Annotated in this window: 29 protein-coding genes; 14 read left to right on the top strand and 15 right to left on the bottom strand. The window is 73.0% G+C overall.

What is annotated here, in order from left to right; translation table 11 throughout:
- Positions 1–101: 101 nt before the first annotated feature.
- Entirely contained in the window at positions 102–869 is a 768-nt protein-coding gene (gene fabI, locus ACFRAV_RS27970) for an enoyl-ACP reductase FabI (protein WP_382559386.1), read from the bottom strand.
- A 5-nt stretch (positions 870–874) separates the two neighbouring features.
- Positions 875–1,594, bottom strand: a complete 720-nt coding sequence (gene fabG, locus ACFRAV_RS27965; RefSeq protein ID WP_382559384.1) for a 3-oxoacyl-[acyl-carrier-protein] reductase — start codon at positions 1,592–1,594, stop codon at positions 875–877.
- A gap of 469 nt (positions 1,595–2,063) precedes the next feature.
- On the opposite strand from fabG, the gene ACFRAV_RS27960 reads away from it, so the two are divergent.
- From ACFRAV_RS27960 to tyrS, 3 genes are all read left to right on the top strand, one after another.
- Entirely contained in the window at positions 2,064–3,587 is a 1,524-nt protein-coding gene (locus ACFRAV_RS27960; protein ID WP_382559382.1) for a TldD/PmbA family protein, read from the top strand.
- Positions 3,584–4,978, top strand: coding sequence for a metallopeptidase TldD-related protein (locus ACFRAV_RS27955; RefSeq protein ID WP_382559380.1), 1,395 nt, complete (start codon positions 3,584–3,586; stop codon positions 4,976–4,978). The genes ACFRAV_RS27960 and ACFRAV_RS27955 overlap by 4 nt, the downstream gene beginning before the upstream one ends.
- Positions 4,979–5,100: 122 nt before the next feature.
- Positions 5,101–6,369: a tyrosine--tRNA ligase gene (tyrS, locus tag ACFRAV_RS27950; protein ID WP_382559378.1), complete on the top strand. Its 1,269-nt coding sequence runs from the start codon at positions 5,101–5,103 to the stop codon at positions 6,367–6,369.
- A 106-nt stretch (positions 6,370–6,475) separates the two neighbouring features.
- Here the strand turns inward: tyrS and ACFRAV_RS27945 are convergent, their stop codons facing one another.
- Positions 6,476–6,772, bottom strand: a complete 297-nt coding sequence (locus ACFRAV_RS27945) for a GlsB/YeaQ/YmgE family stress response membrane protein (RefSeq protein WP_382559376.1) — start codon at positions 6,770–6,772, stop codon at positions 6,476–6,478.
- Positions 6,773–6,973: 201 nt separating this feature from the next.
- Here ACFRAV_RS27945 and ACFRAV_RS27940 point away from each other — a divergent pair, with 201 nt between their 5' ends.
- Positions 6,974–7,354, top strand: a complete 381-nt coding sequence (locus ACFRAV_RS27940; RefSeq protein WP_382559374.1) for a DUF3099 domain-containing protein — start codon at positions 6,974–6,976, stop codon at positions 7,352–7,354.
- 192 nt (positions 7,355–7,546) lie between these two features.
- Positions 7,547–7,753 (top strand): hypothetical protein, encoded by a 207-nt coding sequence (locus tag ACFRAV_RS27935; RefSeq protein ID WP_382559372.1) that lies wholly within the window; start codon positions 7,547–7,549, stop codon positions 7,751–7,753.
- On the opposite strand, the gene moaA is transcribed toward ACFRAV_RS27935, so the two are convergent.
- The 3 genes from moaA to ACFRAV_RS27920 all read right to left on the bottom strand — a co-directional run bounded on the left by moaA (position 7,750) and on the right by ACFRAV_RS27920 (position 10,948).
- Positions 7,750–8,745, bottom strand: coding sequence for a GTP 3',8-cyclase MoaA (gene moaA / locus ACFRAV_RS27930; RefSeq protein ID WP_382559370.1), 996 nt, complete (start codon positions 8,743–8,745; stop codon positions 7,750–7,752). The two genes, ACFRAV_RS27935 and moaA, sit on opposite strands and share 4 nt — an antisense overlap.
- Positions 8,746–8,933: 188 nt before the next feature.
- Positions 8,934–10,568 carry a cation acetate symporter gene (locus ACFRAV_RS27925; protein ID WP_382559368.1) on the bottom strand — a complete coding sequence of 545 codons (1,635 nt, stop codon included), beginning with the start codon at positions 10,566–10,568 and terminating at the stop codon, positions 8,934–8,936.
- Complete coding sequence (locus ACFRAV_RS27920) at positions 10,565–10,948, bottom strand: DUF485 domain-containing protein (RefSeq protein ID WP_351118151.1); 384 nt, start codon at positions 10,946–10,948, stop codon at positions 10,565–10,567. Before ACFRAV_RS27920 ends, ACFRAV_RS27925 begins: the two co-directional genes overlap by 4 nt.
- Positions 10,949–11,578: 630 nt before the next feature.
- Here ACFRAV_RS27920 and ACFRAV_RS27915 point away from each other — a divergent pair.
- Positions 11,579–12,199 carry a hypothetical protein gene (locus ACFRAV_RS27915; protein ID WP_351118152.1) on the top strand — a complete coding sequence of 207 codons (621 nt, stop codon included), beginning with the start codon at positions 11,579–11,581 and terminating at the stop codon, positions 12,197–12,199.
- 20 nt (positions 12,200–12,219) lie between these two features.
- The gene (locus ACFRAV_RS27910) at positions 12,220–13,275 is read left to right on the top strand and encodes a hypothetical protein (protein ID WP_382559365.1); all 1,056 of its coding nucleotides are present in this window, start codon (positions 12,220–12,222) and stop codon (positions 13,273–13,275) included.
- Between the two features lie 84 nt (positions 13,276–13,359).
- Here ACFRAV_RS27910 and ACFRAV_RS27905 read toward each other — a convergent pair whose 3' ends face one another.
- The gene (locus ACFRAV_RS27905; RefSeq protein WP_382559363.1) at positions 13,360–13,794 is read right to left on the bottom strand and encodes a DUF6281 family protein; all 435 of its coding nucleotides are present in this window, start codon (positions 13,792–13,794) and stop codon (positions 13,360–13,362) included.
- A 279-nt stretch (positions 13,795–14,073) separates the two neighbouring features.
- On the opposite strand from ACFRAV_RS27905, the gene ACFRAV_RS27900 reads away from it, so the two are divergent.
- A complete protein-coding gene (locus ACFRAV_RS27900; RefSeq protein WP_382559361.1) occupies positions 14,074–15,615 on the top strand; it encodes a S8 family serine peptidase in 1,542 nt (513 codons plus the stop codon).
- 229 nt (positions 15,616–15,844) lie between these two features.
- Entirely contained in the window at positions 15,845–16,867 is a 1,023-nt protein-coding gene (locus ACFRAV_RS27895; RefSeq protein ID WP_382559358.1) for a CopD family protein, read from the top strand.
- Here ACFRAV_RS27895 and ACFRAV_RS27890 read toward each other — a convergent pair.
- The 3 genes from ACFRAV_RS27890 to ACFRAV_RS27880 all read right to left on the bottom strand — a co-directional run bounded on the left by ACFRAV_RS27890 (position 16,833) and on the right by ACFRAV_RS27880 (position 19,404).
- Positions 16,833–17,564, bottom strand: coding sequence for a lysoplasmalogenase (locus tag ACFRAV_RS27890; protein WP_382559356.1), 732 nt, complete (start codon positions 17,562–17,564; stop codon positions 16,833–16,835). The two genes, ACFRAV_RS27895 and ACFRAV_RS27890, sit on opposite strands and share 35 nt — an antisense overlap.
- Positions 17,561–18,541, bottom strand: a complete 981-nt coding sequence (locus tag ACFRAV_RS27885; RefSeq protein ID WP_382559354.1) for a sterol desaturase family protein — start codon at positions 18,539–18,541, stop codon at positions 17,561–17,563. Before ACFRAV_RS27885 ends, ACFRAV_RS27890 begins: the two co-directional genes overlap by 4 nt.
- A gap of 155 nt (positions 18,542–18,696) precedes the next feature.
- Complete coding sequence (locus ACFRAV_RS27880) at positions 18,697–19,404, bottom strand: VIT family protein (protein WP_382559388.1); 708 nt, start codon at positions 19,402–19,404, stop codon at positions 18,697–18,699.
- A gap of 149 nt (positions 19,405–19,553) precedes the next feature.
- Between ACFRAV_RS27880 and ACFRAV_RS27875 the strand changes: the two genes are divergently transcribed.
- The 4 genes from ACFRAV_RS27875 (at position 19,554) to ACFRAV_RS27860 (ending at position 22,628) form a co-directional block, all read left to right on the top strand.
- Positions 19,554–20,585, top strand: coding sequence for a DEDDh family exonuclease (locus ACFRAV_RS27875; RefSeq protein WP_382559352.1), 1,032 nt, complete (start codon positions 19,554–19,556; stop codon positions 20,583–20,585).
- A gap of 64 nt (positions 20,586–20,649) precedes the next feature.
- Positions 20,650–20,883 (top strand): hypothetical protein, encoded by a 234-nt coding sequence (locus tag ACFRAV_RS27870; protein WP_108954009.1) that lies wholly within the window; start codon positions 20,650–20,652, stop codon positions 20,881–20,883.
- An 82-nt stretch (positions 20,884–20,965) separates the two neighbouring features.
- Positions 20,966–21,844, top strand: a complete 879-nt coding sequence (locus tag ACFRAV_RS27865; protein ID WP_382559350.1) for an SURF1 family protein — start codon at positions 20,966–20,968, stop codon at positions 21,842–21,844.
- Between the two features lie 28 nt (positions 21,845–21,872).
- Complete coding sequence (locus ACFRAV_RS27860) at positions 21,873–22,628, top strand: SDR family oxidoreductase (RefSeq protein WP_382559348.1); 756 nt, start codon at positions 21,873–21,875, stop codon at positions 22,626–22,628.
- A gap of 707 nt (positions 22,629–23,335) precedes the next feature.
- Here the strand turns inward: ACFRAV_RS27860 and amaP are convergent.
- From amaP to ACFRAV_RS27835, 5 genes are all read right to left on the bottom strand, one after another.
- Entirely contained in the window at positions 23,336–23,923 is a 588-nt protein-coding gene (gene amaP / locus ACFRAV_RS27855) for an alkaline shock response membrane anchor protein AmaP (protein WP_382559346.1), read from the bottom strand.
- Positions 23,920–24,549 carry a DUF6286 domain-containing protein gene (locus ACFRAV_RS27850; protein ID WP_382559344.1) on the bottom strand — a complete coding sequence of 210 codons (630 nt, stop codon included), beginning with the start codon at positions 24,547–24,549 and terminating at the stop codon, positions 23,920–23,922. The genes amaP and ACFRAV_RS27850 overlap by 4 nt, the downstream gene beginning before the upstream one ends.
- On the bottom strand, positions 24,546–24,929 hold the full coding sequence (locus ACFRAV_RS27845; RefSeq protein WP_351118164.1) for an Asp23/Gls24 family envelope stress response protein: 384 nt from the start codon (positions 24,927–24,929) through the stop codon (positions 24,546–24,548). Before ACFRAV_RS27845 ends, ACFRAV_RS27850 begins: the two co-directional genes overlap by 4 nt.
- Positions 24,930–24,931: 2 nt before the next feature.
- The gene (locus ACFRAV_RS27840; RefSeq protein ID WP_108954004.1) at positions 24,932–25,117 is read right to left on the bottom strand and encodes a hypothetical protein; all 186 of its coding nucleotides are present in this window, start codon (positions 25,115–25,117) and stop codon (positions 24,932–24,934) included.
- Positions 25,118–25,213: 96 nt separating this feature from the next.
- Positions 25,214–25,639 (bottom strand): Asp23/Gls24 family envelope stress response protein, encoded by a 426-nt coding sequence (locus ACFRAV_RS27835; RefSeq protein ID WP_351118165.1) that lies wholly within the window; start codon positions 25,637–25,639, stop codon positions 25,214–25,216.
- Positions 25,640–25,725: 86 nt separating this feature from the next.
- Between ACFRAV_RS27835 and ACFRAV_RS27830 the strand changes: the two genes are divergently transcribed.
- The gene (locus ACFRAV_RS27830) at positions 25,726–26,502 is read left to right on the top strand and encodes a nucleopolyhedrovirus P10 family protein (RefSeq protein ID WP_382559341.1); all 777 of its coding nucleotides are present in this window, start codon (positions 25,726–25,728) and stop codon (positions 26,500–26,502) included.
- Positions 26,503–26,565: the final 63 nt, after the last annotated feature.

Here is a 26,565-nt window from a genome sequence, read left to right as displayed (position 1 = left end):
GGGGGTGTGGCTCCCCGGGCCCCCCGGGGCGGGCTCACCCCGGGCACCGCCGCGGCCCCGCGATTGGGCGGGGGGGCAGCGGCGGTCAGGGCACGGGGCGGTTACGCGCCGATGGCGTGGAGGCCGCCGTCGACGTGGACGATCTCGCCCGTCGTCTTCGGGAACCAGTCGCTCAGCAGCGCGACGACGCCCTTCGCGGCCGGCTCCGGGTCCGTCAGGTCCCACTCCAGCGGCGCACGGGTGTCCCACACCGAGGCGAGGTCGCTGAAGCCGGGGATGGACTTCGCGGCCATGGAGCCGAGCGGGCCCGCGGAGACCAGGTTGGACCGCACGTTCTGCTTGCCCAGGTCACGCGCCAGGTACCGGCTCGTGGCCTCCAGCGCGGCCTTCGCCGGGCCCATCCAGTCGTACTGCGGCCAGGCGTACTGGGCGTCGAAGGTGAGGCCGACCACCGAGCCGCCGTTCTGCATCAGCGGCAGGCAGGCCATGGCCAGCGACTTCAGCGAGAACGCCGAGACGTGCATGGCCGTGGCCACCGACTCGAACGGCGTGTTGAGGAAGTTGCCGCCCAGCGCGTCCTGCGGGGCGAAGCCGATGGAGTGGACCACGCCGTCCAGCGTGCCGAGCTCCTCGGCGACCACGTCGGCCAGGCGGCCGAGGTGCTCGTCGTTGGTGACGTCCAGCTCGAGCACCTTGGTCGGCTTCGGCAGCTTCTTGGCGATCCGCTCGGTGAGCGTCGGCCGGGGGAAGGCGGTGAGGATGATCTCCGCGCCCTGCTCCTGGGCCAGCTTCGCCACGTGGAAGGCGATGGAGGACTCCAGCAGCACGCCGGTGATCAGGATCCGCTTGCCCTCGAGAATTCCGCTCATGTCGATCAGTGACCCATGCCCAATCCGCCGTCAACGGGGATGACGGCTCCAGTGATGTACGACGCCTCGTCGGAGGAGAGGAACCGGACCACGCCGGCGATCTCCTCGGCCTGCGCGTACCTGCCCAGCGGCACCTTGGACAGGAAGTCCTTGCGCGTCTCCTCGGGGAGCGCGCGCGTCATGTCGGTGTCCACGAAGCCGGGGGCGACGACGTTGAAGGTGATGTTGCGCGAGCCCAGCTCGCGGGCGAGGGAGCGCGCGAAGCCGACCAGCGCGGCCTTGGACGCCGCGTAGTTGGCCTGGCCCGCCTGGCCGCTCAGCCCGACGACCGAGGAGATCAGGACGACGCGGCCCTTGCGGGCCCGCAGCATGCCCTTGTTGGCGCGCTTGACCACGCGGAAGGTGCCGGTGAGGTTGGTGTCGATGACGGAGGTGAAGTCCTCCTCCGACATGCGCATCAGCAGCTGGTCCTTGGTGACGCCGGCGTTGGCCACCAGCACCTCGACCGGACCGTGCCGCTCCTCGACCTCCTTGTAGGCCTGCTCGACCTGCTCGGAGTCGGTGATGTCGCAGCGGACGGCGAGGCAGCCGAGGTCGGCGAGCTCGGCCGGCGGCTCGCCGGAGCGGTAGGTGTACGCGACCTTGTCGCCGGCCTGGGCGAACGCGCGGGCGATGGCGAGGCCGATGCCCCTGTTGCCTCCGGTGACGAGAACCGAGCGGCTCATCCGTCCCCCTTCGTGCTTCCTTAGGTCTCCCCGCCCGGCCGCGCTCGCGCGCCGACCGGCGGCTTCTACGAAAACCTATCGGTCCGTCCGCCGTCCGGGGGCTTCGGGCACGAACAGCAGCGCACCCCCGCCCGCTGTGGGATCCCTACAGTCGGCCTCCGCGGCCCACAGCCGCCGCGGGCCCGGAACGTGCGCCGGGACCGACGCGGCGCGGACCCCCGTTGTGGCGGCCCGCCAGCCACAAGCCCTGCCGCCTCGGTGCCCCGGCGCGGGCGGACGACCGCCGCCGAGGATCACGCCGGTGACCTCCGGCGTCACCTCGCCCACCGGATCCACCGTGGCCCTGGTGCGGACCGGCCCCCGGGCCGAGGACCCGTGTTCGCCCCGGACAAACACGCGCGCACGGGACCTCCCGCCGTGGTTCACTGCCCTGTTGTCAGCGCAGTGACCGCCTGAAGGGATGCCCTCCGTGCCCCATGAAATCGATCCGTCGTTCCTGGCACTGCCGTTGAGGGCCCTGGCCGACGCCGCGCTGGCGCGGGCCAGGGCGCTGGGTTCGGAGCACGCCGACTTCCGGTTCGAGCGCGTGCGCAGCGCGTCCTGGCGGCTGCGGGACGCCCGGCCGGCCGGGTCCTCGGACACCACCGACCTGGGGTACGCGGTGCGGGTGGTGCACGGCGGGGCGTGGGGCTTCGCCTCCGGCGTGGACCTCACCATGGACGCCGCCGCCAAGGTCGCCTCGCAGGCGGTGGCGATGGCGAAGCTCACCGCGAAGGTGATCGCGGCGGCGGGGTCGGACGAGCGCGTGGAGCTGGCGGACGAGCCGGTGCACACCGAGAAGACCTGGGTGTCGGCCTACGAGATCGACCCGTTCGCGGTGCCGGACGAGGAGAAGTCGGGGCTGCTGGCCGACTGGAGCGCGCGGCTGCTCGCCGCCGACGGCGTCGACCACGTGGACGCCTCGCTGCGCACCGTCCACGAGAACAAGTTCTACGCCGACACCGCCGGCACGGTCACCACCCAGCAGCGAGTCCGCCTCCAGTCGCAGTTCAACGCGGTCTCGGTGGACGAGTCGACCGGGGAGTTCGACTCGATGCGCACCCTCGCCCCGCCGGTGGGGCGCGGCTGGGAGTACCTGACCGGCACCGGCTGGGACTGGGACCGGGAGCTCGACGAGATCCCCGAGCTGCTGCGGGAGAAGATGCGGGCCCCCAGCGTGAAGGCCGGGGTGTACGACCTGGTGGTCGACCCGTCGAACCTGTGGCTGACCATCCACGAGTCGGTCGGCCACGCCACCGAGCTGGACCGCGCGCTGGGCTACGAGGCCGCGTACGCGGGCACCTCCTTCGCCACCTTCGACCAGCTCGGCACGCTGCGGTACGGCTCCGAGAAGATGAACGTGACCGGCGACCGCACCGCCGAGCACGGCCTGGCGACCATCGGCTACGACGACGAGGGCGTGGCCGGCCAGTCCTGGGACCTGGTGAGGGACGGCGTGCTGACCGGCTACCAGCTGGACCGCCGGATGGCGCGGCTGACCGGGTTCCAGCGGTCCAACGGTTGCGCGTTCGCCGACTCCCCGTCGCGGGTGCCGGTCCAGCGGATGGCCAACGTGTCGCTGCTGCCCGACCCGGCGGGGATGTCCACCGAGGACCTGATCGGCAGCGTCGACAACGGCGTCTACGTGGTGGGCGACCGGTCCTGGTCCATCGACATGCAGCGCTACAACTTCCAGTTCACCGGGCAGCGCGCCTACCGGATCAAGGACGGGCGGCTCGACGGGCAGGTGCGGGACTTCGCCTACCAGGGCATCACCCCGCAGTTCTGGGGCTCCATGGAGGCGGTCGGCGGCCCGCAGACGTACGTGCTGGGCGGCGCGTTCAACTGCGGCAAGGCCCAGCCGGGGCAGATCGCCGCCGTCTCGCACGGCTGCCCGTCCGCCCTGTTCCGCGGCGTCAACATCCTCAACACCACGCAGGAGGCCGGTCGATGAGCCCGCGTACCAACAAGCCGCACGAGATCGTCGAGCGCGCCCTGGAGCTGTCGCGGGCCGACGGATGCGTCGTGATCGCGGCGGAGACCTCGAGCGCCAACCTCCGCTGGGCGGGGAACGCGCTCACCACCAACGGCGTCACCCGGGGCCGGCACCTCACCGTGATCGCCACCGTGGACGGCAAGGAGGGCACGGCGGCAGGCGTGGTGAGCCGCGGCGCGGTCACCGCGGACGACCTGGAGCCGCTGGTGCGGGCCGCCGAGGCCGCCGCCCGCGGGGCCGCTCCGGCGGAGGACGCGACCGAGCTGGTCCGCGACGTGCCGCACTCCCCCGGCTTCACCGAGGCGCCCACCGAGACCTCCTCGGCGGTGTTCGACGCCTTCGCCCCCGCGCTGGGCGAGGCGTTCGCTCGCGCCCGCGGCGGCGGGCGCGAGCTGTACGGCTTCGCCAACCACGAGATGGTCACCAGTTACCTCGGCACGTCCACCGGGCTGCGGCTGCGCCACGACCAGCCCAACGGGACGCTGGAGGTCAACGCCAAGTCCCCCGACCGGCTCCGCTCGGCCTGGGCGGGCCGCTCCACCCGGGACTTCACCGACGTGGACCCCGCGGCGCTGGACGCGGAGCTGGCCCAGCGGCTGGTGTGGGCCGAGCGGCAGGTCGACCTGCCCGCCGGGCGCTACGAGACCCTGCTGCCGCCCTCCGCGGTGGCGGACCTGCTGGTCTACCAGCTGTGGTCGTCCTCGGCGCGGGACGCCGCCGAGGGACGGACGGTGTTCAGCAAGCCGGGCGGCGGGACCCGGGTCGGCGAGAAGCTGACGAACCTGCCGCTGACCCTGCGCAGCGACCCGCGGGAGCCGGGCCTGGAGTGCGCCCCGTTCGTCCTGGCGCACTCCTCGGGGGACGACGCGTCGGTCTTCGACAACGGGCTGCCGGTGTCGGCGACGGAGTGGGTCTCCGACGGCGAGCTGCGCCACCTCACCTCCACCCGGCACAGCGCGGCGCTCACCGGCATGCCGGTGACGCCGTCCATCGGGAACCTGGTGCTGGAGGGCGGCGAGGACCGGTCGCTGGAGGAGATGGTGGCCTCCACGCAGCGAGGGCTGCTGCTGACCTGCCTCTGGTACATCCGGGAGGTCGACCCGGCGACGCTGCTGCTGACCGGGCTCACCCGCGACGGCGTCTACCTGGTGGAGGACGGGGAGGTCACCGGGGCGGTGAACAACTTCCGGTTCAACGAGTCGCCGGTGGACGTGCTGGGGCGGGCCGTCGAGGCGGGGCGGACGGAGCGGACGCTGCCGCGCGAGTGGAGCGACTGGTTCACGCGGGCCGCGATGCCGGCGCTGCGGGTGCCGGACTTCAACATGAGCTCGGTCAGCCAGGGCGTCTGAGCGGGGTCCGGGCGGCGGGGGCGGCCCCGAAAGGGGCTGCGTCCCCCGCCGCCCGGGGCGTATAACCTCGTAGAGGCTGCCGGGACGGCGGTCGAAGATCGTTTCGAGGAGACACGAGAACCGTGACGGACATCGTCGACGACCTGAAGTGGCGCGGGCTGTTCGCCCTGTCCACCGACGAGGACGCCCTGCGCAAGGCTCTGGCGAACGGTCCTGTCACCTTCTATTGCGGCTTCGACCCGACCGCCCCCTCGCTGCACGTCGGCCACCTGGTGCAGGTGCTCACCATGCGCCGGCTCCAGCAGGCCGGGCACCGTCCGCTGGCCCTGGTGGGCGGCGCGACGGGGCAGATCGGCGACCCCCGGCCGACCGCCGAGCGCACGCTGAACCCGCCGGAGACGGTCGCCGCCTGGGTGGACCGGCTGCGCGGTCAGATCGAGCCGTTCCTCTCCTTCGAGGGCGAGAACGCGGCCACCATGGTCAACAACCTGGACTGGACCGCGGGCCTGTCGGCGATCGAGTTCCTGCGGGACGTCGGCAAGCACTTCCGCGTCAACAAGATGCTGACCAAGGACTCGGTGGCCCGCCGCCTGGAGTCGCAGGAGGGCATCAGCTACACCGAGTTCAGCTACCAGCTGCTCCAGGGCATGGACTTCCTCGAGCTGTACCGCCGCCACGGCTGCACCCTGCAGCAGGGCGGCAGCGACCAGTGGGGCAACCTCACGGCGGGCATGGACCTGATCCACCGCCTGGAGCCGGAGGCCCACGTCCACTGCCTGGCGACGCCGCTGATGGTGAAGGCGGACGGCACCAAGTTCGGCAAGACCGAGGGCGGCGCGATCTGGCTGGACCCGGAGATGACCACGCCGTACGCGTTCTACCAGTTCTGGCTGAACACGGACGACCGTGACATCACCGGGTACCTGCGCATCCTGTCCTTCCGCTCCCGCGCGGAGCTGGAGGAGCTGGAGCGGCAGACCGAGGAGCGTCCGCAGGCCCGTGCCGCCCAGCGCGCGCTGGCCGAGGAGCTCACCACCCTGGTGCACGGCGCGGACCAGACCGCCGCCGTGATCAACGCCTCCCGGGCGCTGTTCGGCCAGGGCGAGCTGGCGGAGCTGGACGAGCGGACGCTGACCGCGGCGCTCTCCGAGGTGCCGCACGTGCGGGTCGCCGAGCTCGGCCCGGTGGTGGACCTCTTCGCCGAGGTCGGCCTGGTGGCCAGCAAGTCGGCGGCGCGGCGGACGGTGAAGGAGGGCGGCGCCTACGTGAACAACGTCAAGGTGACCGCCGAGGACGCCGTGCCGGCCTCCGCTGACCTGCTGCACGGCCGCTGGCTGGTGCTGCGCCGGGGCAAGAAGAACCTGGCGGCGGTCGAGGTCACCGGGGCCTGAGGCCCGGGGGTCTCACGGACCGTTGCACGCGACCGGCGGGCCGGGAAGGGCGGCGAGCCCTTCCCGGCCCGCCGTCCTGCGGGTGCGGGAGCCGTGAGGCGCGGCCTCAGGCGATCGTGCGGGTCGAGGTCGTCCCGTGCCTCTTGGACATGATCGCCCTCCAGACCGCGGCTCCGGCGGCCACCAGGACGATCGCCGCCACCAGCTGCAGCACGTGCCGGCCCCAGTCGATGCCAGGCGTCGCCTCGATCCCCAGACCGCGCGCGATGGCGTTGCCGGCGATCGCGCCGCCGATGCCCAGCAGGGTCGTCAGCCACAACGGAATGTTCTGCTTGCCCGGCAGGATCGCCTTGGCCAGCAGGCCGAGCACGAAGCCGACAATGATCGCCCACAACCAGCCCATGGATGCCTCCTCGTACGGATCGACGTGAGCATTACGCCCAGTCTCCGCCTGTCCCCCGTACGGCGCATGTCGGACAAGTCCGTACACGCGACGGCGCAGCCCGGCCCCTTCCCCGGACGGCCCCGGTCTCCACGGCCGGGGTCCCTGGGCGTACCGTGGTGAATGCCGGTTCGGACCGATGCTGGTGGATGGTGGAATGTGATGCGGAAGCGGCGGAGCGACTCGACGGGCCAGGTCTTCCGGATCACCGGCGCCCGGCAGAGCCTCGCGGACGACGTGCGCGGACGGCAGCGGCGCTATGTGATCTCCATGCTGGTCCGCACCGTGTCGGTGATCCTGGCCGCCACCCTGTGGAACGTCTCGCGCCCGGTAGCGGTGGTGGCCCTGGTGCTGGGCGTCCTGCTCCCCTACGTGGCGGTGGTGATCGCCAACGCGGGGCGGGAGAACACCCCCTCGCTGCCCTCGACCTTCCTCGCCGCCCCGGTCCGCCCCATGATCGCGCCGCCGCGTGCGGACGCGGTTGCGGAGCCGCGGGAGGACCCGGCCCACCGGGCCCCGCAAGGGGTCGGCGACCGCGAGTGACCGGCCGGCGCGGGCCGTCCGCCCGGTGCGGGTAGCGCCGAACCGGTCCCGCCGGAGAGGGCTCGCGTGACATACTTCTCACACGCTCCGCATCCCCCGTCGGAGTGATGGACCGACGCCGGGCAGCTCCCCCCGTGGCTGCCCGGCGTCTTCCTTTTCCCCGCTTCCCCGCACCTTCTTGTGAGACCAACCGTGAGTGACGAGACCGCCGTCTGTTCCGCCAAGGGCTGCCGCGAGGCCGCCGTGTGGGTACTGGCCTGGAACAACCCCAAGGTGCACACCCCCGAGCGCCGCAAGACGTGGGTGGCCTGCGAGGAGCACCGCGAGCACCTGTCGCAGTTCCTGGGCGTCCGCGGCTTCCTGAAGGACGTGGTCCCGCTGTCCGAGTGGGTGGCCTAGCCGCCGATCGCGGACATGGGGCGGGCCGGCTGGGCGAAGGTCGGGTCGTCGAGGCCGGAGCCGGCCTTCTTGCCCCACATGGCGGTCCGCCAGGTGCGCGCGATGTCCTCGTCGGGCGCTCCGGAGCGCAGGGCCGCGCGCAGGTCGGTCTCCTCGGTGGCGAAGAGGCAGGTGCGGACCTGTCCGTCGGCGGTGAGCCGGGTGCGGTCGCAGGCCGAGCAGAAGGGCCGGGTGACCGAGGCGATGACGCCGACCCGGTGCGGGCCGCCGTCGACCAGCCAGCGTTCGGCCGGGGCGGAGCCGCGGGCGGTGTCGCACTCGGGGGTCAGCTCGAAGCGGGTGCGCAGCGAGGTGAGGATGTCGCCCGCGGTGACCATGCCCTCGCGCTTCCAGCCGTGCTGGGCGTCGAGCGGCATCTGCTCGATGAACCGGAGCTCGTAGTCGTTCTCCACGGCCCAGGCGAGCAGGTCGGGGGCCTCGTCCGCGTTGAGGCCGGGCATGAGGACGGCGTTGACCTTGACCGGCGTGAGGCCGGCCTCGCGGGCGGCTGCGAGTCCGGCGAGGACGTCGTGGTGCCGGTCGCGGCGGGTGAGGGTCTTGAACACCTCGGGGCGCAGCGTGTCCAGGGAGACGTTGACCCGGTCGAGCCCGGCGGCCCGCAGGGCGGGGGCGATGCGGCCGAGGCCGATGCCGTTGGTGGTGAGGGACATCTCGGGGCGCGGGTCGAGTGCGGCGACGCGCTCCACGATGCCGGGCAGGCCGGGGCGCAGCAGCGGTTCGCCGCCGGTGAAGCGGACCTCGTCGACGCCGAGGTGGGTGACCGCGATGCGGATCAGCCGGACGATCTCGTCGTCGGTGAGCAGGTCCGGCTTGGCCAGCCACTGCAGGCCCTCCTCGGGCATGCAGTAGGTGCAGCGCAGGTTGCACCGGTCGGTCAGCGAGACCCGTAGATCGGTGGCCACCCGGCCGAAGGTGTCGATGAGCTTCTCCACCAGGGCCCCTCCCTCGCAGTCGAGATCCGCGGTCGCAGTCGCGGTCGAGATCCGCAGCCGGGTTCCCGCTGCCGGGTCCCCGCAGTCCTGAGCCTACGTGACGGCGACGGCCGCGCCGCCCCGGCGATGGCTCGGGGCGGCGCGGCCGCGCGTGACGTCCTGCGGTTGCCGGCGGGCGCCGGCGGTGGTCAGTGCGCTCCGGTGCCGGTGAGCGAACGGACCTCCAGCTCGGCGAACTTGGCCTTGTCCGGCTCCTCCTTGGACAGGAGGGTGCCCAGCCAGCCGAGCAGGAAGCCGACCGGGATGGAGATGATGCCGGGGTTGGACAGCGGGAACCAGTGGAAGTCGGCGTCCGGGAACATCGAGGTGGCGGCGCCGGAGACGACCGGCGAGAACAGCACCAGGCCGACGGCGGTGACCAGGCCGCCGTAGATCGACCACAGGGCGCCCTGGGTGGTGAACCGCTTCCAGAACAGGCTGTAGAGGATCGTCGGCAGGTTGGCGGAGGCGGCGACGGCGAAGGCCAGCGCGACCAGGCCGGCGACGTTGAGGTCGCGGGCGAGGGCGCCGAGGCCGATGGCGACGACGCCGATGAACACGGTCGACCAGCGGGCCGCCTTCATCTCCTGCTTCTCGCTGGCCTGGCCCCGCTTGATGACGTTCGCGTAGATGTCGTGGGCGAACGAGGAGGACGAGGCCAGGGTGAGACCGGCGACCACCGCGAGGATGGTGGCGAAGGCGACCGCGGAGATCGAGGCCAGCAGGATCGCGCCCCAGGTGGAGTCGACGCCGCCCAGGTGGAGCGCGAGCAGGGGGGCCGCGGTGTTGCCCGCCGGGTTGGAGTCGGTGATCTCCTTGGGACTCATCAGCGCGGCCGCGCCGAAGCCGAGGGCCAGGGTCATCAGGTAGAAGGCGCCGATGAGGCCGATCGCCCAGAGCACGGACTTGCGGGCCGCCTGGGCGGTGGGAACCGTGTAGAAGCGGATCAGGATGTGCGGCAGGCCGGCGGTGCCGAGGACCAGCGCGATGCCGAGCGAGACGAAGTCGAGCTTGGTCATCGAGTCGATGCCGTACTTCAGGCCCGGCTCGAGGAAGGCGTCGCCCTTGCCGCTGTTCTCGGCGGCGGTGCCCAGCAGGTCGGAGATGTTGAAGTTGAACTTCAGCAGCACCAGGAAGGTCAGCAGCAGCGCGCCGAACATCAGCAGCACGGCCTTGACCATCTGCACCCAGGTGGTGCCCTTCATGCCGCCGATGGACACGTACATGATCATCAGCACGCCGACCAGGGCGACGATGCCGATCTTGCCGGCCTCGCTGGTGATGCCCAGGAGCAGCGAGACCAGCACGCCGGCGCCGGCCATCTGCGCGAGCAGGTAGAAGATCGAGACGACGATGGTCGAGACGCCCGCCGCGGTGCGGACCGGGCGCTGGCGCATCCGGTAGGCCAGCACGTCGCCCATGGTGTAGCGGCCGGAGTTGCGCAGTGGTTCGGCGACCAGGAGCAGGGCGATGAGCCAGGCGACGAGGAAGCCGATGGAGTAGAGGAAACCGTCGTAACCGGAAAGGGCGATGGCGCCGGCGATGCCCAGGAAGGACGCGGCCGACATGTAGTCGCCGGAGATGGCGAGGCCGTTCTGGAAGCCGGAGAACTGGCGGCCGCCGGCGTAGAAGTCGGCGGCGTCCTTGGTCTGGCGGCCGGCCCAGACGGTGATGCCCAGGGTGGCGAGGACGAAGGCGGTGAAGAGGCTGATGATCAGTGTGCGGTGCTCGCTGGCCTGGTTCGCCGCCAGGTTCGCCGCGAGGATCACGTGGTCGGTGCTCACGCGCCGCCCTCCATCCGGGTCTTGATGGCCTCGGCCTTGGGGTCGAGCTTGGCCGCGGCGGTCCGCGCGTACCACCAGGCGATGAGGAAGGTGCTGACGAACTGCAGGACGCCCAGGACGAGGGCGACGTTGATGTTGCCGATCACCTTGGTGCCCATGAAGCCGCCCGCGTAGTTCGACAGCAGGACGTACAGCAGGTACCAGGTTATGAAGGCGAGGGTGAGCGGGAAGGCGAACGACCGGTAGGACTTGCGCAGTTCGGTGAACTCGGCGCTCTGCTGGACCTCGGTGTACTCCTCGATGGACGGCTGCCGTGGTTGCGGCGTCTGGAGGGGCGGGGCGTCTGCCACGGAGTCTCCTCGTGTGCGGGTTGTGGTCATCGGATCAACAGACCGCTTGTGACGTGGATCACTGGCCAAGGTCGAGATGCTAGGGCCCCGGAACGTGATCCGACAGGGGGTCGCGGCTCTTCACCCCTTGTCCGCCACCACGGAACGGAGCGGGGACCGGTTCAAACGGGTCGCGGATCGTCACATGGCGGCCCTGACCTGCCCGGGCGGAGTCGCCCCAACACGCGCCCTCCACCCTCGCGGGGCTCCGCATCCCGGCTGCCGAGGCCCGCTCCGGTGCGCTGTTTCACGCCATACCTCTCAGCGCAACGCGCGTCCACCAGGACGTTCGTGCCCCCTTGGCCGATCGCGCACCCACCGGAACGCCGGAAAGTCAAAGCGTTTCTGACGTCCCCTTATTTGTGAATGTCAGGTGAAGAAATGGTTTGCACACAGTTCTCCAACGACCCGAACACGGGCGAAAGAGGCACGACCCTTCCCGGCCATCCGCACCCGAAGATCGCTTGACGTGGTCATGTGATCACGGGTTGTCTCTGCGCCGCGAGCCGATCACTCACGGACCGTCGCTCCACGGTGACGCTCTGCAGGACTCGCGTCGACGCCCGCCGGGCTTCGAGGAAGTCTTCCTTCCACTTGTCCAGGAAAAGGAGCTCTGCACTCGTGCGGACCAAGCACAGGATCGTCGGCGTCTTCACCGCGGTCGCGGCCACCGCCGCCCTCGCGATCCCCTCGGCCGAGGCGGCCGTGACGGACAACATGTACCCCACGTCCAACTTCGCTCCGAGCTGCTACGACGGCAGCATGTCGAACGGCACGTTCTGCCAGACCGACAACGCCACCCTGACGGTCTACCGCCAGGGCACCCTCACCTCCGGCGAGAAGTCGGCGATCAGCTCGGCGCTCACCGGCTACTACGGCCCCACCGACCTGGCCGTCTCGATCAAGAGCTCGGGTGTCTACTCCGGAGACTCGGAGACCGACATCGTCTACCAGGCCGGCAGCCTTCCGGCCACCACCATCGGGCGCACGTGGTGCAACGACGCGGTCACCTCGCGCAAGTGCGACCAGCACTACGTCCGGTTCAACGACAACACCTCGTCGATCGGCGCGATCAACAAGTCCGACACCTGCCACGAGAGCGGCCACGCCGTGGGGCTGACGCACGGTCCGCAGGCCGCTCCGAAGCTCGGGCTCTACGACAACCGACTCGGCTGCATGTCCTACAACGACGTGTACGGGCTGGGCTCCAACAACGTGCAGAACATCAACGCCACCTACTAGGAAGGGCCCTTCCCTCCACCATGAGCACCCGCGTCAAACTCATCAGCGCCCTCGCCGGCGTGGCCGCCCTGGGCGCCGCCGCCTTCATCTCCCCGCTCGCCGCCGACGACAGGCCCGAGCGTCCGGACGTGATCCTGGCCCAGGGCAAGGACGGGCTGCCCAACAGCTCCCCCGTCGACTGGGTCTCCTACGGCGACCAGGTGGCGGTCGTCGACGTCACCAGCGAGGCCGAGATACCCGCCAGCGCCGAGGAGGTGGCCGCAGGCGAGGGCTACATCGGCAGACGCATCACCCTGGACGTCGGCGAGACGGTCTGGTCGCGCCCCGGCGCCCCCACTCTCCCCAGCACGCTGAGCCTGGTCGTGGACGGCTGGTCCTTCCAGGGCGCGACCCGCACACCCATCGCGCTGGAGCAGAGCTCGCGTCTCGAGCCGGGACACACCTACGTGCTGTCGCTGGCCAAGCTCTCCGACGGAACCTGGTCGGCGCTCGGCTCCCAGTCCGCGCTGCCGTACGACGGTGACACCATCGGGGCCGGCGAGTACCAGGGCCAGACGGTGACCACGGCCCAGTTCGACGCGGCGGTGAAGTCCCACGACAAGCACGCCGCGAAGGACGGCGGCTACGTCTCACAGGGCGCCGAAGTGATCATGGAGTCCGTCGCCTACCTCACCGTCGGCAAGCCGGTGGACTACGTCGAGACGTTGTTGACGACCACCGATCCCAACCCGGTGGCCGAGGCCAACTTCGACCTCGACCCCATCGCGCGGTTCGAGGCCGTCGCCGGCACCGACGAGCCCGTCGAGACCTTCTGCTCGATCGCCGCTCCCCTCGCGGTCGCCTCTGCCAGCCAGTTCACCTCGAGCGAACTCGGCGGCGTCCTCGATCAGCTCGTCGCCAAGGAGAGCGGGACGGACGCCACCGACCTCGGCGTGCTGGCCGCCTTCCATTCGGGTGACGACAGCCTGGCGTCGCAGGCGGGCACCGTGCGCCCGCGGGTCGTCGCCAACATCGAGGCCCAGTGCGGAATCGAGGTCGGCGACCTGCTGCCCACCTCCACCGCTCCGGCGGAGTAGTCGCGCCGGATTCCCGCCGCTCCCGGCCCGGTCCTCCGGGCCGGGAGCGGTCGTTCCGTCTCCCGAAGCGCCGCGTGCGGAACCTCAGGAGGTCGCGTCCGACGTCGGGAGCCGCGCTCCCTCGACCGCGACCAACAGGGCGTCCTCCGGTGTCCCGCCCGCCGCCACGGCGACCTCGGGGTCCACACCCTCGACCTCGTAGACGGTCACCTTCTCCGGCTCCTCCGTCCCGTCGGCCCCGCCCGACTCGTCGCACCCGGGCAACACACCGGTGCCCAGTTCGCCGCCGACCGTGAACGCCTCGCCGTCCGCACCGGCGGAGGGCCTGTCCCTCACATCGAGGTAGGTCCGGCCCTCGTACTCCACTACGTAGGCGCACTTCCCCTCCGGAGCGCCGGCCGTGTCGGTGCCTCCGTCCTTCCCCTCCTCCGCAGCGCAGCCCGCTCCCCCGGACACCAGGACAGCCGCGACTGCCAGACTCCTCATCCATCCGGTCCGCGCCCACGACATGGCTTCCATCGCCGCCCTCTTTCCTTCCGGTCCCGCCCGAGGCACGTCGCCTCTCCTACGGTGACGGAGCGGGTCCGGCTTTCGTTCGCACCCCCGGTCGACGCCCGTGGGACGAACTCCGCGGCGTGGGTCACGTGGTGACAGGGCGTCGCCGCGGCGAGTCGACGGCTCACGACTCATTGATGACCAGCGACGTCGGACGATAGCGTCCTTCTGCACTCCGTCATGTACCTGTCCTGGGACTCAACCGCCCGGGCGGGCCTCGATCAAGGATGATGTGGAGACCCCATGGCGCATCTGAGCTCAAGACGCCGACTGGCCCTCGCGGTGCCGGTCGCGCTGTCGCTGACCGCGTCGCTCGGCTTCCTGCCGACCGCGGCCGTCGCCGCCCCGGCCCCCGACGCCGCCGTCACGGCCACCACGGCCGGGGAGACGCTGTCGTACGTCGTCAACACCCGGACGGACGGCCGCACCCTGGCGTCCGTGAAGAACGCGATAGGCAAGGCCGGTGGCTCGATCGTCACGTCGTACGACAAGATCGGCGTGATCGTCGTCCACTCGGCCGACCCCTCCTTCGGCACGACCATCCGCGCCGTGCGCGGCGTGGAGAGCGCGGGCGCGACCCGCACCAAGCCCTTCGTGCCCGCCGCGACCACCGACGTCGGCCAGGTCGAGCGCGCCACCGAGACGGACAAGGCCGAGCTCGCCAAGGCCTCCGCCGAGGCCGGGATGACCGAGCCGTTCGAGTCCGCCCAATGGGACCTCCCGGCGATCGGCGCCGACAAGGCCGCCAAGATCAACCCGGGCAGCCGGAACGTCACCGTGGCCGTGATCGACACCGGCGTCGACGACCTCCACCCGGACCTGGCGCCCAACTTCTCGGCCTCCCAGTCCGCGGACTGCTCCTCCGGTGTGGCCGACACCTCGCCCGGCGCCTGGCGTCCGGCGGACTCCGACCACTACCACGGCACCCACGTGGCCGGCGAGATCGCCGCCGCCCGCAACGGGATCGGCGTGGCCGGAGTCGCGCCCGGCGTGAAGGTCTCCGGCATCACCGTGGCCCAGCCGGACGAGACGCAGCTGTTCTTCACCGAGGCGATCGTCTGCGCGTTCGTCTTCGCCGCCGACACCGGCGTGGAGATCACCAACAACAGCTACTACGTCGACCCGTGGGAGTACAACTGCCCCGACGACCCCGACCAGAAGGCTCTTCTGGACGCGGTGAACCGGGCCAAGAGGTACGCCACGTCCAAGGGCACCCTGCACATCGCCTCGGCGGGCAACTCCTACAACGACCTCGACGGTGACGCCATCCTCGACGAGGGCAGCCCGGACGACGGCACCCCGGTCACGCGGACCATCGACCCGCACGTGTGCCTGGACATGCCGGCCCAGCTGGACGGCGTGGTGACCGTCTCCGCCACCGGCTACCTCGACAAGAAGTCGTACTACTCGAACTACGGCAAGGGCGTCATCGACGTCGCGGCGCCGGGCGGCGACAGCCGCTACCAGCTCCCCCCGGGCACCGACCCGAAGCGGGGCGCCATCTACTCCACGCTTCCGGGCGGCGGCTACGGCTGGGCCCAGGGCACCTCGATGGCCGCCCCGCACGCCGCGGGCGTGGCCGCGCTCATCAAGTCGACGCACCCGCGCGCCACTCCGGGCGCGCTGGCCGCGATGCTGAAGGCGCAGGCGACCAAGTTCGACTGCCCGACGTCGTACGACTACGACAGCAACGGCACCGTGGACGCGGTCTGCGTCGGCGGGCCGCGGGAGAACGGCTTCTACGGCGCGGGCATCGTCGACGCGCTGAAGGCCGTCACGAAGTAGCACCGCGGCAGCACCCTTCACCACCTCGCGTCCGCCCGGCCACCGTGCCGGGCGGACGTCTTCGTGCGGCGGGGTCCACCGCCGCCTCGGTCGCCCCGTGCCGTTCGGCGGGGGCACCGGCGTTCCGGGGTACCCGCCGTGCCGTTCGCGGCGGCGGGAGGCGGAAAGGGGTCCGCCACTTGCCGTGGTGCGCTTGCCCGGGTTCCTCCCGTCCGGTGAGGATCGTCCCGTGACGCTGACGACCCGAACCTCCGGCCCCGCCGCAGCCGGTGACGGTCCGGCACCGGGGCGCGCCGGCGCCCGGCGGTCCGTCGCGCTGCTCGCCCTGGTGGCCGCGGGGGCCTTGGTCCCGCTGCTGGGCCCGTCCGCCGCGCTGCACGGCAGCGGGGAGGCCCCCGCGCCCGGCACCCCCGGTATCGGGCTGCTGCGCGCGGTGCTGTTCGCGGCGTTGTGCGTGCCGCTGGGCGAGGTGTCCACCGGCCGCTCCGCGCGGCGGCTGCGGCCGGAGGGCGCGCTGCCGCGGCCCTGGTCGCCCGCCGCGGCGGTGGCCGGGTTCCTGGCCGCGCTCGGCCTGGCCCTCGTGGTCGCCGCCGGCAACCGGGTGCCGCGCGGCTGGGGGGACGTGGACCTGGGCGGGCTGCAGGGGCACCGGGAAGGGCTGCTGGCCCTGGTGGAGGTCAACGGCTTCCTGGTGGCCGGGCTGCTCGCCCTCTCCCGGCGCCCCACTGCCCAGCTGTGGCCGCTGGGCGCGGTCGTGGTGGCGGAGGCGCTGCGGGCCCACCCCGCCTGGGACTACCACGACCCGGCGACCGGGGCCGTGCTGACCGCCGTCCATCTGGCCTGCGGCGCGCTGTGGGCGGGCGGGCTGCTGCACGTGCTGCGCGTGCTGCGGCTCTGGCGTCGCGAGGCGCCCGCCGAGGCCGCCGCGCTGCTCGGCCGCTACGCCCGGGCCGCCGCCGCGCTGCTGGCCGCGGTCACCGCCACCGGCGTGACCAGCGCGCTGCGCCGGATGCCGCCGGGGACGGTGCTGGAGCAGCTGGCGACCACCGCCTACGGGCGGACGCTGCTGGCCAAGGTGGTGCTGGTGACCGCGGTGGCCGCGCTCGCGCTGTGGGCCCGGCTGCGGCTGCGCCGGGCCCCCGACCCGCTGACGGCCTGCGTCCCGGCGCGCGCCGAAGTGGCGCTGCTGGGGCTGGTGGTGGCCGCCTCGGGCCTGCTCACGGCGTTGCCGGTGCCGATCCGCTGGCAGTGACGGCCGCGGTCCGCGGCTCCACCGGCTCGCGCGGCGCGCGCTGCCGCGTCAGGCCGCAGACGCCCGCGGCGAGCAGCGCCTGGGCGGCGAGGTAGGTCGCCATCACCCACAGGCCGTGCAGCGGCAGCGGGCCCCAGCCCGCGATCTCGGCGGCGATCAGCGAGTCCGAGAGCAGGAACAGCGCGCCGCCCGCCGCCGCGAGGCGGCCCGCCCGCCCCGCCGACCAGGCCATCGCGGTCAGCAGGCAGCTGTAGGCGGCGACCGGGATCCGCAGGTCGGCCGGCAGCCCCGGGAGCAGCAGCACCATCAGCGCGGCCAGTCCGGCCGCGTACGCCACGGCCGTGCCGACGCTCTCCGGGCGGCTCCGGTCCGCGCCGTGGCGGCGGAAGAGGACCATGTAGACGACGTGGCCGAGGGCGAAGAAGCCCATGCCGACCAGGAAGGCGTCCCCGCCGAAGGAGAGCATCACGTCGCCGCCCCACCCGAGGGCGAGCGCCACCAGCAGGATCCGCGGCGCGCCGGACAACGCGGCGGTTGCCGCCAGCAGCGGCATCAGCAGGGCCTTGGAGACCGTCTCGACCGTGCCGTGGCCGGTGGAGACGGTGACCAGGTTGACGGCGGAGGCGAGGAGGAAGGCCGCGGGCACGGCCTTGCGCAGCCAGGGCGTGGGGCGCCCCGTGCCGGTGGTGCGGGTCACGCGGACTCCTTCACGGCGGTGGCGGTGGCGGCGGACGCGGCTCCGGCGTCCCCGGCAACGGCGGACGCGGGGGCGGCCGTCGCGGGGGCGGCCGTCACGGGGGCGGCCGTCACGGGGGCGGCCCCGCTGGGGGCGGCGGCCGCGGTGGCCTGCGGCTGCCAGCCGGGCCCGCGGAACAGCCGTCCCGCCCGTTCGCTCCAACTGCGCGCAGCCTTCAGGTCCTTGGCGATGGCGACGTACTCGTGGGTGGCGACCTTGAACGGGTTGTAGGTCTCGATGTTCTTGGTCAGCCCGTACACGGGCCGCTCGGTCTCCGCCGCGAAGCTGCCGAACATCCGGTCCCAGACGATCAGGATGCCGCCGAAGTTGCGGTCGAGGTAGCCGCCCTGGGAGGCGTGGTGGACCCGGTGGTGGGACGGCGTGTTGAAGAGGAACTCGACCGGGCGGGGCAGCTTCCCGATCCGCTCGGTGTGGATCCAGAACTGGTAGACGAGGCTGACGGAGTTGAGGAAGGCCAGCGCCGCCGGGTGCACACCGAGCGCGATCAGCGGCAGGTAGAACGGCCAGCCGGTCAGCGAGGTCCAGGGCTGCCGCAGCGCGGTGGTGAGGTTGAACTTCCGGCTGGAGTGGTGCACCACGTGGCAGGCCCAGAGCAGGCGGATCACGTGGTGGCCGCGGTGCGACCAGTAGTAGAGGAAGTCCTGGGCGACCAGCATCAGCAGGACCGTCCACCACAGCACGGGGATCCGCAGCGGGGTCAGCTCGTAGACCACCGTGTAGAGGGCGACGATCGGGATCTTCCACAGGAAGTCCCAGAAGAGACTGCCCAGCCCCATGCCGATGCTGGTGGCGGCGTCCTTGGTCTCGTACCCCTCGGTGTCCTCGTCCGGGTGGACGCGATAGCTGACCACCTCGATCAGTGTGAGCAACAGGAAGGCCGGGATCGACCAGAGCACGACATCGGGCAGGTTCGGCATACCTGCACGGTAGGGGCGGTTCCGGACGGCGACCAGGGGTCCGGATCGACAACACTTACCGGCGGTAGGAGCCCATTTCCTGTGGGTCTTCACCAACGACGCGCCAACGGCACTCCGCCGACGGCCCCGGCCCGGCCCTCCGGCGGACCGCGGCCTCAGGCGCCTGCCGCACCCAGCAGGGCGCCCGCGGCGTAGGTGACCGCCATGGCGAGCGCCCCTCCGCCGACGTTGCGCACCATCGCGCGCCGGGGGTCCGCGGCGCCGAGGCGGGCGCTGCTGAAGCCGGTGAACAACAGGGCGAGCAGGACCGAGACGACGGTGACCGGCAGCCGCGCCCCGGCCGGCGGGAGCACGATGGCGAGCAGCGGGAGCAGCGCGCCCACCGTGAAGGCGGCGAAGCTGGCCCAGGCCGCGTGCCAGGGGTTGGTGAGGTCGTCGGGGTCGATGCCGAGTTCGACGGCGGCGTGCGCGCGCACCGCGTCGCGCGCGGTGAGCTGGCGGGCCGCGTCCCCGGCGGTTTCCCGGCGCAGCCCGCGCTCCTCCAGCAGACCGGTGAGCTTCTCCAGCTTGGCCTTCGGCCTCTCGCGGAGCCTTCGGCGCACCACGGCGAGCGCCGCCCGTTCGGAGTCGCGCTGGGTGGAGACCGAGACGTACTCCCCCGCCGCCATCGACATCGATCCGGCGAGCAGCCCGGCCAGGCCCGCGGTCAGCAGGGCGTCCCGGCTCTCCGTCGCGCCCGCGACCCCGACCACGAGCCCGGCGGTGGAGACGATGCCGTCGTTGGCGCCGAGGACGGCGGCGCGCAGCCAGTTGAGCCGGCCGGCGAGCGCCCTCCGGCTCTGGCCCTTTTCCGCCCGTTCGATCCTTTCGCCGCTTTCGCTCGCTTGGGACCTTTCGCCGGGTTCCTGTCGTTCCGTCACATCGGGAGGATCGCACCGGACATGCGTCCGGTGGGGTATCGACGCTCCCCGGGGGACGGAGGTGTCGGCCCCGGCGCTTATCCTCGTTGACCATGCTCGAAGACCGCACGCCCGAAGCGTCCACCGCTCCATGGCCGGCCGCGTATCCACAGGGGTACGCGGTCGTCGACGTGGAGACCACCGGACTGGCCCGGGACGACCGCATCATCTCCGCGGCCGTGTACCGGCTGGACGCCCGCGGCGAGGTGGAGGACCACTGGTACACGCTGGTCAATCCGGAACGCGACCCCGGTCCGGTGTGGATCCACGGGCTGACCGGTGACGCCCTGGAGGGCGCGCCGCTCTTCGCCGAGGTGGCCGAGGAGTTCGCTTCCCGGCTGGCCGGCCGGGTGCTGGTCGCCCACAACGCCGTGTTCGACTGGCAGATGATCTCCCGCGAGTATGCCCGGGCGGGGCGCGAGGCCCCGGTACGGCAGCGGCTGTGCACCATCGCGCTCTCCAAGGCGCTGGCGCTGCCGCTGGCCAACCACAAACTGGAGTCGCTGGCCGCGCACTTCGGCGTGGTCCAGCGGCGCGCCCACCACGCGCTGGACGACGCGCGCGTGCTGGCCGAGGCCTTCCGTCCGAGCCTGCGGGCGGCGGCGGCCGCGGGTCTGCGGCTGCCGCTCCTGGAGTGCCTGCCGCTCACCGAGTGGACCGACGGCCCCTCCCCTCGGATCGGCCGTCAGCCGGGCGGGCGCGGCGGCTACGGGGCCGGACCGGGCGGCGGGGCGGGCTCGGGTGCGGGCGGCTACCGGCCCACGGCGTGGAACCGTTCGAAGAAGCGTCCGCCGTGCCCCCACCCCAACCCGGGGCGGTACCTGCCGGGCGGACGGCTCAAGCAGGGCATGCGGGTGGCGTTCTCCGGTGACACCTCGGTGGAGCGCGAGCTGCTGGAGGACCGGGCCACCGAGGCCGGGCTGCACGTGGCGGGCAGCATCTCGCGGCTGACCAGCCTGCTGGTGACCAACGACCCCGACTCGGGCACCTCCAAGACGGTCAAGGCCCGCCAGTTCGGCACGCCCGTGGTGGACGAGGCCGCCTTCGGCCAGCTGCTGGGGGACGTCGAACCGGCGGACGGGTGATTCCCCGGACGGCACGCGGTCCGGCTGCCGGGACCGGCGGCCCGCACGGCTCACGCTGTGGCGCATGGCACGTTGTGAGGTCTGCGGAAACGAATACGGCATGACGTTTGAGGTGCACGCACAGGGCGCCGTCCACGTCTTCGACTGCTTCGCCTGTGCGATCCACCGGATGGCCCCGATCTGCGAGCACTGCCGGGTGCAGGTCATCGGCCAGGGCGTCGAGGCCGACGGCAAGTGGTACTGCGGCGCCCACTGCGCCAGGGCGGACGGCAAGGTGGGCATCGTCGACCGGGTGTGAGCGGGGCGGGGCGGCCGGGCGGGGGCCTCCGGGCGCCGGGGCCGGGGGCGGGCCGGGACGCGGCAATTGTTACCGTCGTCCTGTGTACCGCTTCCTGTTGACCCGGCAGTGGGTGATCGTCACCCTGGTCGCCCTCGCGCTCATCCCCACGATGATCGAGCTGGGCTTCTGGCAGTGGCACCGTCACTTCGACCGGGTCGCCTCCAACCGGCGCATCGCGCAGGCCCTGGACGCCGATCCGGTGCCGGTCGCGTCGCTGACGCGGCCCGGCGCGCGGGTCGACCGCGACCTCTACTACCGGCGCGTGAGTGCCCGCGGGGTCTTCGAGACGGACCGCGAGGTGGTGGTGCGCCGCCGCACCAACGCGGACGACCGGGTCGGCTACCACGTGCTGACCCCGCTGCGGATGGACGACGGACGTTACCTGCTGGTCAACCGCGGCTGGGTGCCCGCCGACGGCCGGCAGACGGAGTTCCCCGAGATTCCCGCCCCGCCCCGCGGCGAGGTGACGGTCACCGGTCGGCTGATGGCCGACCAGACCACCGCCGAGAGCGGCATCAAGAACCTCGCCGACCTGCCCGACCGGCAGGTCATGCTGATCGACAGCGAGCAGGAGGCCGAGCGGCTGGGCGCCGAGGTCCTCGGCGGATACGTCGAGCTGGTCTCCCCCGCCCCCGCCGACGGCAGCCCCGAGCTGGTCTCCGGCCCCGACCACGACTCCATCGGCAACCACATGGCCTACGCGATCCAGTGGTGGCTGTTCACCGCCGGCGTGCCGGTCGGCTGGGTGGTGCTGGTCCGGCGCGAGCTGCGGGAGCGCCGCGAGGAGGAGGCCGGGAAGGGGCCCGAGAAGGGGTCCGACGGCAGCGCCGACGGGAGCGGCGGGGACGGCGACGGGTCCGGCGGCGGGTCCGGCGGCGAGGACGCCACGGAGGGAACGCCGACCCCGGCCACCGCCTGACGGCGGCGCCGGGTGCAGGATGGTGGGCATGGATCTTGGACTGAAGGACCGTGTCTACGTCGTCACCGGCGGCTCCCGCGGCCTGGGCAACGCCACCGCGCGGGAACTGGTCGCCGACGGCGCGAAGGTGGTCGTCTCCGGCCGTGACGAGGCCTCCGTCGCCGCGGCCGTCGAGGAGCTGGGCGCGAACGCCGTGGGCGTCGCCGCCGACAACGGCGACCCCGCCACCCCCGAGCGACTCGTCGCGGCGGCGCGTGAGCGCTTCGGCCGGTTCGACGGCGTGCTGATCAGTGTGGGCGGGCCGCCGGCCGGTATGGCCGCGGACAACACCGACGAGCAGTGGCTGGGCGCGTTCGAGACGGTGTTCCTGGGCGCGGTGCGGATGGCCAGGGCCGCCGCGGCGGAGCTCGGCGCGGGCGGCGTGATCGGCTTCGTGCTGTCCGCCTCGGTGCACGAGCCGATCGGCGGGCTGACCATCTCCAACGGGCTGCGGCCGGGCCTGGCCGGCTTCGCCAAGTCCCTCGCCGACGAGCTCGGTCCGCGGGGTATCCGCGTGGTGGGCGTGCTGCCGTCGCGGATCGACACGGACCGGGTGCGGGAGCTGGACGCGCTGTCCGCCGATCCGGCGGCGACGCGGGCGGCCAACGAGTCGCGCATCCCGCTGGGCCGGTACGGGACCCCGGAGGAGTTCGGCCAGGTGGCCGCCTTCCTCCTCTCGCCGGCCGCGTCCTATCTGACCGGGATCATGCTCCCGGTGGACGGCGGCGTCCGCCGCGGCTTCTGACCACCCGAAGGGGCCCCGGGCAGGCCGCCCGGGGCCCCTTCGCCACGCCCGACACGTTCCCGCGCGCCCGGCCGGCCGCGCTGCCGGGCGACCGGCCGGCGCCCGACGGTCCCCGGCCGGCGGCCGGACGTCGGCGGTCCCGGTCCCCGGCCCCCAGCCGGCGATCGGCGGTCAGCGGACAGCGGTCTGTGGCCGACGGCCAGCGATCCGTGGTCCCCGGCAACCGGCCAGCCCTCGGGGGTCTCGGTCCCCAGCCCCGGCCAGCGGGCGGCGGGCTGCGGACCGCAGCCGGCGGGTGGCGATCCGCGTTCTCCGGCCAGCCGGCGGAGGTTCGCGGGCGGCGCGGCAGGCGACGGTCCCCGGCCAGCGGTCGGCGGTCGGCGGTGTCCGCGGTCCCGGCCAGCCGTGAGCGGTCGTCGGCCGGCGGGCGGCGATCCGAGGTCCCAGGCCAGCCGGCGGAGGTTCGCGGGCGGCGCGGCATGAGGCGGTCCCCGGCCAGCGGTCAGTGGCCGGCGGTCCCTGTCCCAGCCAGTGATCAGCGGTCCGTGGTCCCGGCCAGCAGTGAGCGGTCGTCGGCCGGCGACCGGCGATCCGTGGTCCCCGGCCGGCTACCTGCCGTCAGCGGCCGGCAGGTAGCGGGCGGCGGACCGCGCCGCGCGGTCCCCCCCCCAGCCGGCGGTCCGCAGTCGGCGGACGGGCGGCGGCTGTCAGGAGACGCGTTCGGCGCGGTGGGCGTGGGCGCGCATGCGGATCTCGGAGGGCAGCGAGGTCGTGCCCACCGCGGCCCGGGCGTGGGCCAGCGTCTCGTTGGTGAGGCGGTCCAGCGTCAGGCCCGGGTCCGCGTCCGGCTCCAGCCGGACCCGCATCCGCACCCGCGGCGTCCGCCGCCGTCCGGTGAGCCGTACCCGCACCCGCTCGACGCCGTCCAGGTCGGCCGCCTCGGAGGCGACCGAGCCCTCCAGCGCCCGCGCCCGCAACGCCGCGCCCTCGTCGTCGCCCGTGTCGACGTTCACCACCGACAGCCGGTGCCGCTGCACGGACCGGGTCAGCCACCACAGGGCCAGCACGACCAGCACCGCGAGCACCGCGAAGACCACCGGCCACCACCAGCCCTGGTCCCGCCACTTGGTCCGCTCCGCCGTGGTGAGCAGGACGTCGTGCCGGTCTCGGTGGATCCACCAGCTCGGCGACGGCGCGCCCAGCCCGATCGCCAGGACCGAGCCGCCCAGCACCAGCAGCACCAGGCCGATCAGTCCCAGCAGCACCCGGTTGACGCTACGCAGCACCCCGTTCACCCCTTCTTCCGTTCGGGACGGCGTACCCGCACCGCGAGGGACGGCGGCCGCGACAGGCCGAGCCCGCGCACCGCCTCCTCCAGCCGCGCACGGAGGTCGGCGCCCACCTCTTCGAGCTCCCTGAAGTGCGCCACCGCGCGCACGTCGGCCTTCCTGCGGCCGACCTTGACCCGGGCGGACCGCACCCCGGGGACCTCCAGGGCCCGGTCCCTGAGGACCATGGCGGCGGCCTTGCGGTCCAGGCCGGCGCGGATCTCCGGATTGGTGCGCCGCATGGGCAGGATGCCCCGCACACCGGGGGTGAGGGCCAGGATCAGCAGCCAGAGCCCGAGGGCGGCCGCCACCCCTGCCCCGACCAGCACCCACACGTCGTCCAGCGGCCGCTCGGACAGCTCCCGGGCCAGGCTGCGGCGGGCCGCCGTCGCGGAGCGTCCGGCGCGGACCGCCGCCAGGTCGGACAGGAGCAGTACCGAGGCGGCCAGCAGCACCAGCGCGGCCACGGCGGAGGGCCGGCGCCGGGTGGACCAGAACCGTCCGGTGGCGCCCGGTTCGACCACCGTGGCCCCGGTGTCCGGGGCCTGCGGCGGCTGCGGGCGCGGCTGTTCGTCCGTCGTCGTGTCGCTCATCGCAGTTCTCCCCGGACGGCGTGCAGGCGTTCCACGTGCACCACGACCTCCAGGACCTTCAGTCCGGCCAGCTCCGCCACCCGCTCGGTGACGCGGCGGCGCACGGCGCGGCACTGGCCGGCGATGTCGGACGGGTAGGCGAGTTCGAGGCTGACGTTGACCCGCACCGTCCCGGCGTCCTGGTGCAGGTTCACGGTGGCGTAGGGCGGCACCGCGTCGGCGGGCAGGAAGTCCAGCGCCTCTCGGGCGCCCTGGGCGGAGATCCGCGCCACCACGCGGTCGGCGAGCCGGGTCTCGCCCCGCTCGCCGGCGGGTACGGAGGCCGGGCCGCCGCCCGGAGCGTTCTCGGGGCGGCGGGCGGCCGTGGTCGTCGCGGGCACCGTCACCCCCGCCGGTCGCCGCGGGGACGGAACAGGTCGCCGACGTCCAGGTCTCCCTCCAGGAACCTGCCGACCAGGAAGCCGACGGCGCCCAGCGCCGCCACCAGCAGGAAGGCCCCGAAGCCGCCGAAGTACCCGGCGAAGCCCAGCGCCATCCCGGCGATCATGCCGATCACGGCCATGTTCATCGTGCGCTCCTCATCGTGCGCCTCACGTGCGCCTCACGATCCTGTGCCTCGTCACGTCGGGAGTGGTCCCGGCGGCCCGGGCCCCGGTGGACCCGGTCACTGGATCCTGGGCTCCGGCGCGGACTCGTCCTCCTCGTCGGGGAGCTTCACGTCGCTCACCGCGATGTTGACCTCGACCACCTGAAGGCCGGTCATCCGCTCGACGGCGGCGACCACGTTCTCCCGGACGTCGCGGGCGACGTCGGAGATGGAGACGCCGTAGTCCACGACGATCTCCAGGTCGAGCGCGGTCTGCACCTCGCCCACCTCGGCCTTCACGCCGCGGGAGACGGACTTCTGGCTGCCTCCGCCGGGGACGCGCTCGCGCATCGCGCCGAAGGCCCGGGAGGTGCCGCTGCCCATCGCGTGCACGCCCATCACGTCGCGGGCCGCCAGACCGGCGATCTTCTCGACCACTCCGTCGGCGATCGTGGTGCGGCCACGGGTGCCCGCGGCGCCAGTGGCGTTCGTCGTCTCGCTCATAGCCGTACGTCCTTTCGGTCGTCCTCCTGCGACCACGCTAAGTGGCGTTGGCGTGACTCGCCGTGTGGATACGGCAAGGTGGAGGAATGACCTCCCATGCGAGAAGGACCCCTCAGGAGCTGGCCGGGACGCTCCGGCGCCGGACCGGACTCGGCAGGCCGCTGCCGCTGGGCGGGCCTCGCGACGGCCTGTGGATCGCCGCGCGCCCGGCCGTGGCCGCGCTGCGGCAGGCGGCGCGCCGGGTGCCGGGGATCCGCCTGCGGAACCTGCGGATCGACCCCGTCGACGGCTCGGCGCGGCGCCCGGCCCCGCCCGCGCCCGAGGCCGCGGCGGCGCCCGGTCCGCTGCGGGTGGCGGCGGCCTTCGCCGCGGAGGGCGGCGAGCCGGTGACCGAGGCCGCGCGGCGGCTGCGGGAGGCGGTCTCGGCGGCCGCCGAGGAGCTGGGGCTGCTCGTCGGGACGGTCGACGTGGAGGTGACGGATCTTCTCGTCGACGGGGAGGGCCGTTCGGGTGACGCGGAGTTCGAGGAGGACGAGGACGAGCTCTCCCACCCGCCTGGCCCGGCCCGCCCGGCCGGGGACCACCACGCGCCGATCGGCGGCGACGAGGCGCTCGTCGACGCGGCGGTGCGGGCGGTGCCGGGCGTGCTGGAGCCGCGGGGGATGCCGGTGGTGCCCGGAGGCCCGGTGCGGCGCGGCCTGCACCTGTCCGAGGAGGCGGGGACCGGGCGGCTTCTGGTCCGGGTGGACGTGGCGGTGAGCCGGGCGCGGCGGCCGCTGGACGTGGCGCTGGACGTGCGCGGGGCGGTGACGAGCGTGCTGCCGCAGGCCGCGGTCGCGGTGCTGGTCACCGCGGTGGAGTGAGCAGGCAGGGGCGGCAGGCGGCAGGGGAACGCCCGAGGGCCCGGCGGAGAGTGTGTCTCCGCC

Origin of the sequence: Streptomyces sp. NPDC056600 (genome assembly GCF_042792855.1) — a bacterium.
In the GTDB taxonomy this organism is placed as follows: domain Bacteria; phylum Actinomycetota; class Actinomycetes; order Streptomycetales; family Streptomycetaceae; genus Streptomyces.
Note: the sequence above shows the minus strand (reverse complement) of the source record. Positions and strands in the feature narration are given on the sequence as shown.

What these genes read in the sequence shown, in the direction of transcription:
- ACFRAV_RS27840 (WP_108954004.1), bottom strand. Translation starts at nt 25,117, where the DNA reads ATGAACATGGCCGTGATCGGCATGATCGCCGGGATGGCGCTGGGCTTC.
- ACFRAV_RS27860 (WP_382559348.1), top strand. Translation starts at nt 21,873, where the DNA reads ATGGATCTTGGACTGAAGGACCGTGTCTACGTCGTCACCGGCGGCTCC.
- fabI (WP_382559386.1), bottom strand. Translation starts at nt 869, where the DNA reads ATGAGCGGAATTCTCGAGGGCAAGCGGATCCTGATCACCGGCGTGCTG.
- ACFRAV_RS27835 (WP_351118165.1), bottom strand. Translation starts at nt 25,639, where the DNA reads ATGAGCGAGACGACGAACGCCACTGGCGCCGCGGGCACCCGTGGCCGC.
- ACFRAV_RS27830 (WP_382559341.1), top strand. Translation starts at nt 25,726, where the DNA reads ATGACCTCCCATGCGAGAAGGACCCCTCAGGAGCTGGCCGGGACGCTC.
- ACFRAV_RS27870 (WP_108954009.1), top strand. Translation starts at nt 20,650, where the DNA reads ATGGCACGTTGTGAGGTCTGCGGAAACGAATACGGCATGACGTTTGAG.
- ACFRAV_RS27905 (WP_382559363.1), bottom strand. Translation starts at nt 13,794, where the DNA reads ATGGAAGCCATGTCGTGGGCGCGGACCGGATGGATGAGGAGTCTGGCA.
- ACFRAV_RS27875 (WP_382559352.1), top strand. Translation starts at nt 19,554, where the DNA reads ATGCTCGAAGACCGCACGCCCGAAGCGTCCACCGCTCCATGGCCGGCC.
- ACFRAV_RS27920 (WP_351118151.1), bottom strand. Translation starts at nt 10,948, where the DNA reads ATGACCACAACCCGCACACGAGGAGACTCCGTGGCAGACGCCCCGCCC.
- fabG (WP_382559384.1), bottom strand. Translation starts at nt 1,594, where the DNA reads ATGAGCCGCTCGGTTCTCGTCACCGGAGGCAACAGGGGCATCGGCCTC.
- ACFRAV_RS27940 (WP_382559374.1), top strand. Translation starts at nt 6,974, where the DNA reads ATGCGGAAGCGGCGGAGCGACTCGACGGGCCAGGTCTTCCGGATCACC.
- ACFRAV_RS27945 (WP_382559376.1), bottom strand. Translation starts at nt 6,772, where the DNA reads ATGGGCTGGTTGTGGGCGATCATTGTCGGCTTCGTGCTCGGCCTGCTG.
- ACFRAV_RS27955 (WP_382559380.1), top strand. Translation starts at nt 3,584, where the DNA reads ATGAGCCCGCGTACCAACAAGCCGCACGAGATCGTCGAGCGCGCCCTG.
- ACFRAV_RS27910 (WP_382559365.1), top strand. Translation starts at nt 12,220, where the DNA reads ATGAGCACCCGCGTCAAACTCATCAGCGCCCTCGCCGGCGTGGCCGCC.
- ACFRAV_RS27885 (WP_382559354.1), bottom strand. Translation starts at nt 18,541, where the DNA reads ATGCCGAACCTGCCCGATGTCGTGCTCTGGTCGATCCCGGCCTTCCTG.
- ACFRAV_RS27850 (WP_382559344.1), bottom strand. Translation starts at nt 24,549, where the DNA reads ATGAGCGACACGACGACGGACGAACAGCCGCGCCCGCAGCCGCCGCAG.
- ACFRAV_RS27900 (WP_382559361.1), top strand. Translation starts at nt 14,074, where the DNA reads ATGGCGCATCTGAGCTCAAGACGCCGACTGGCCCTCGCGGTGCCGGTC.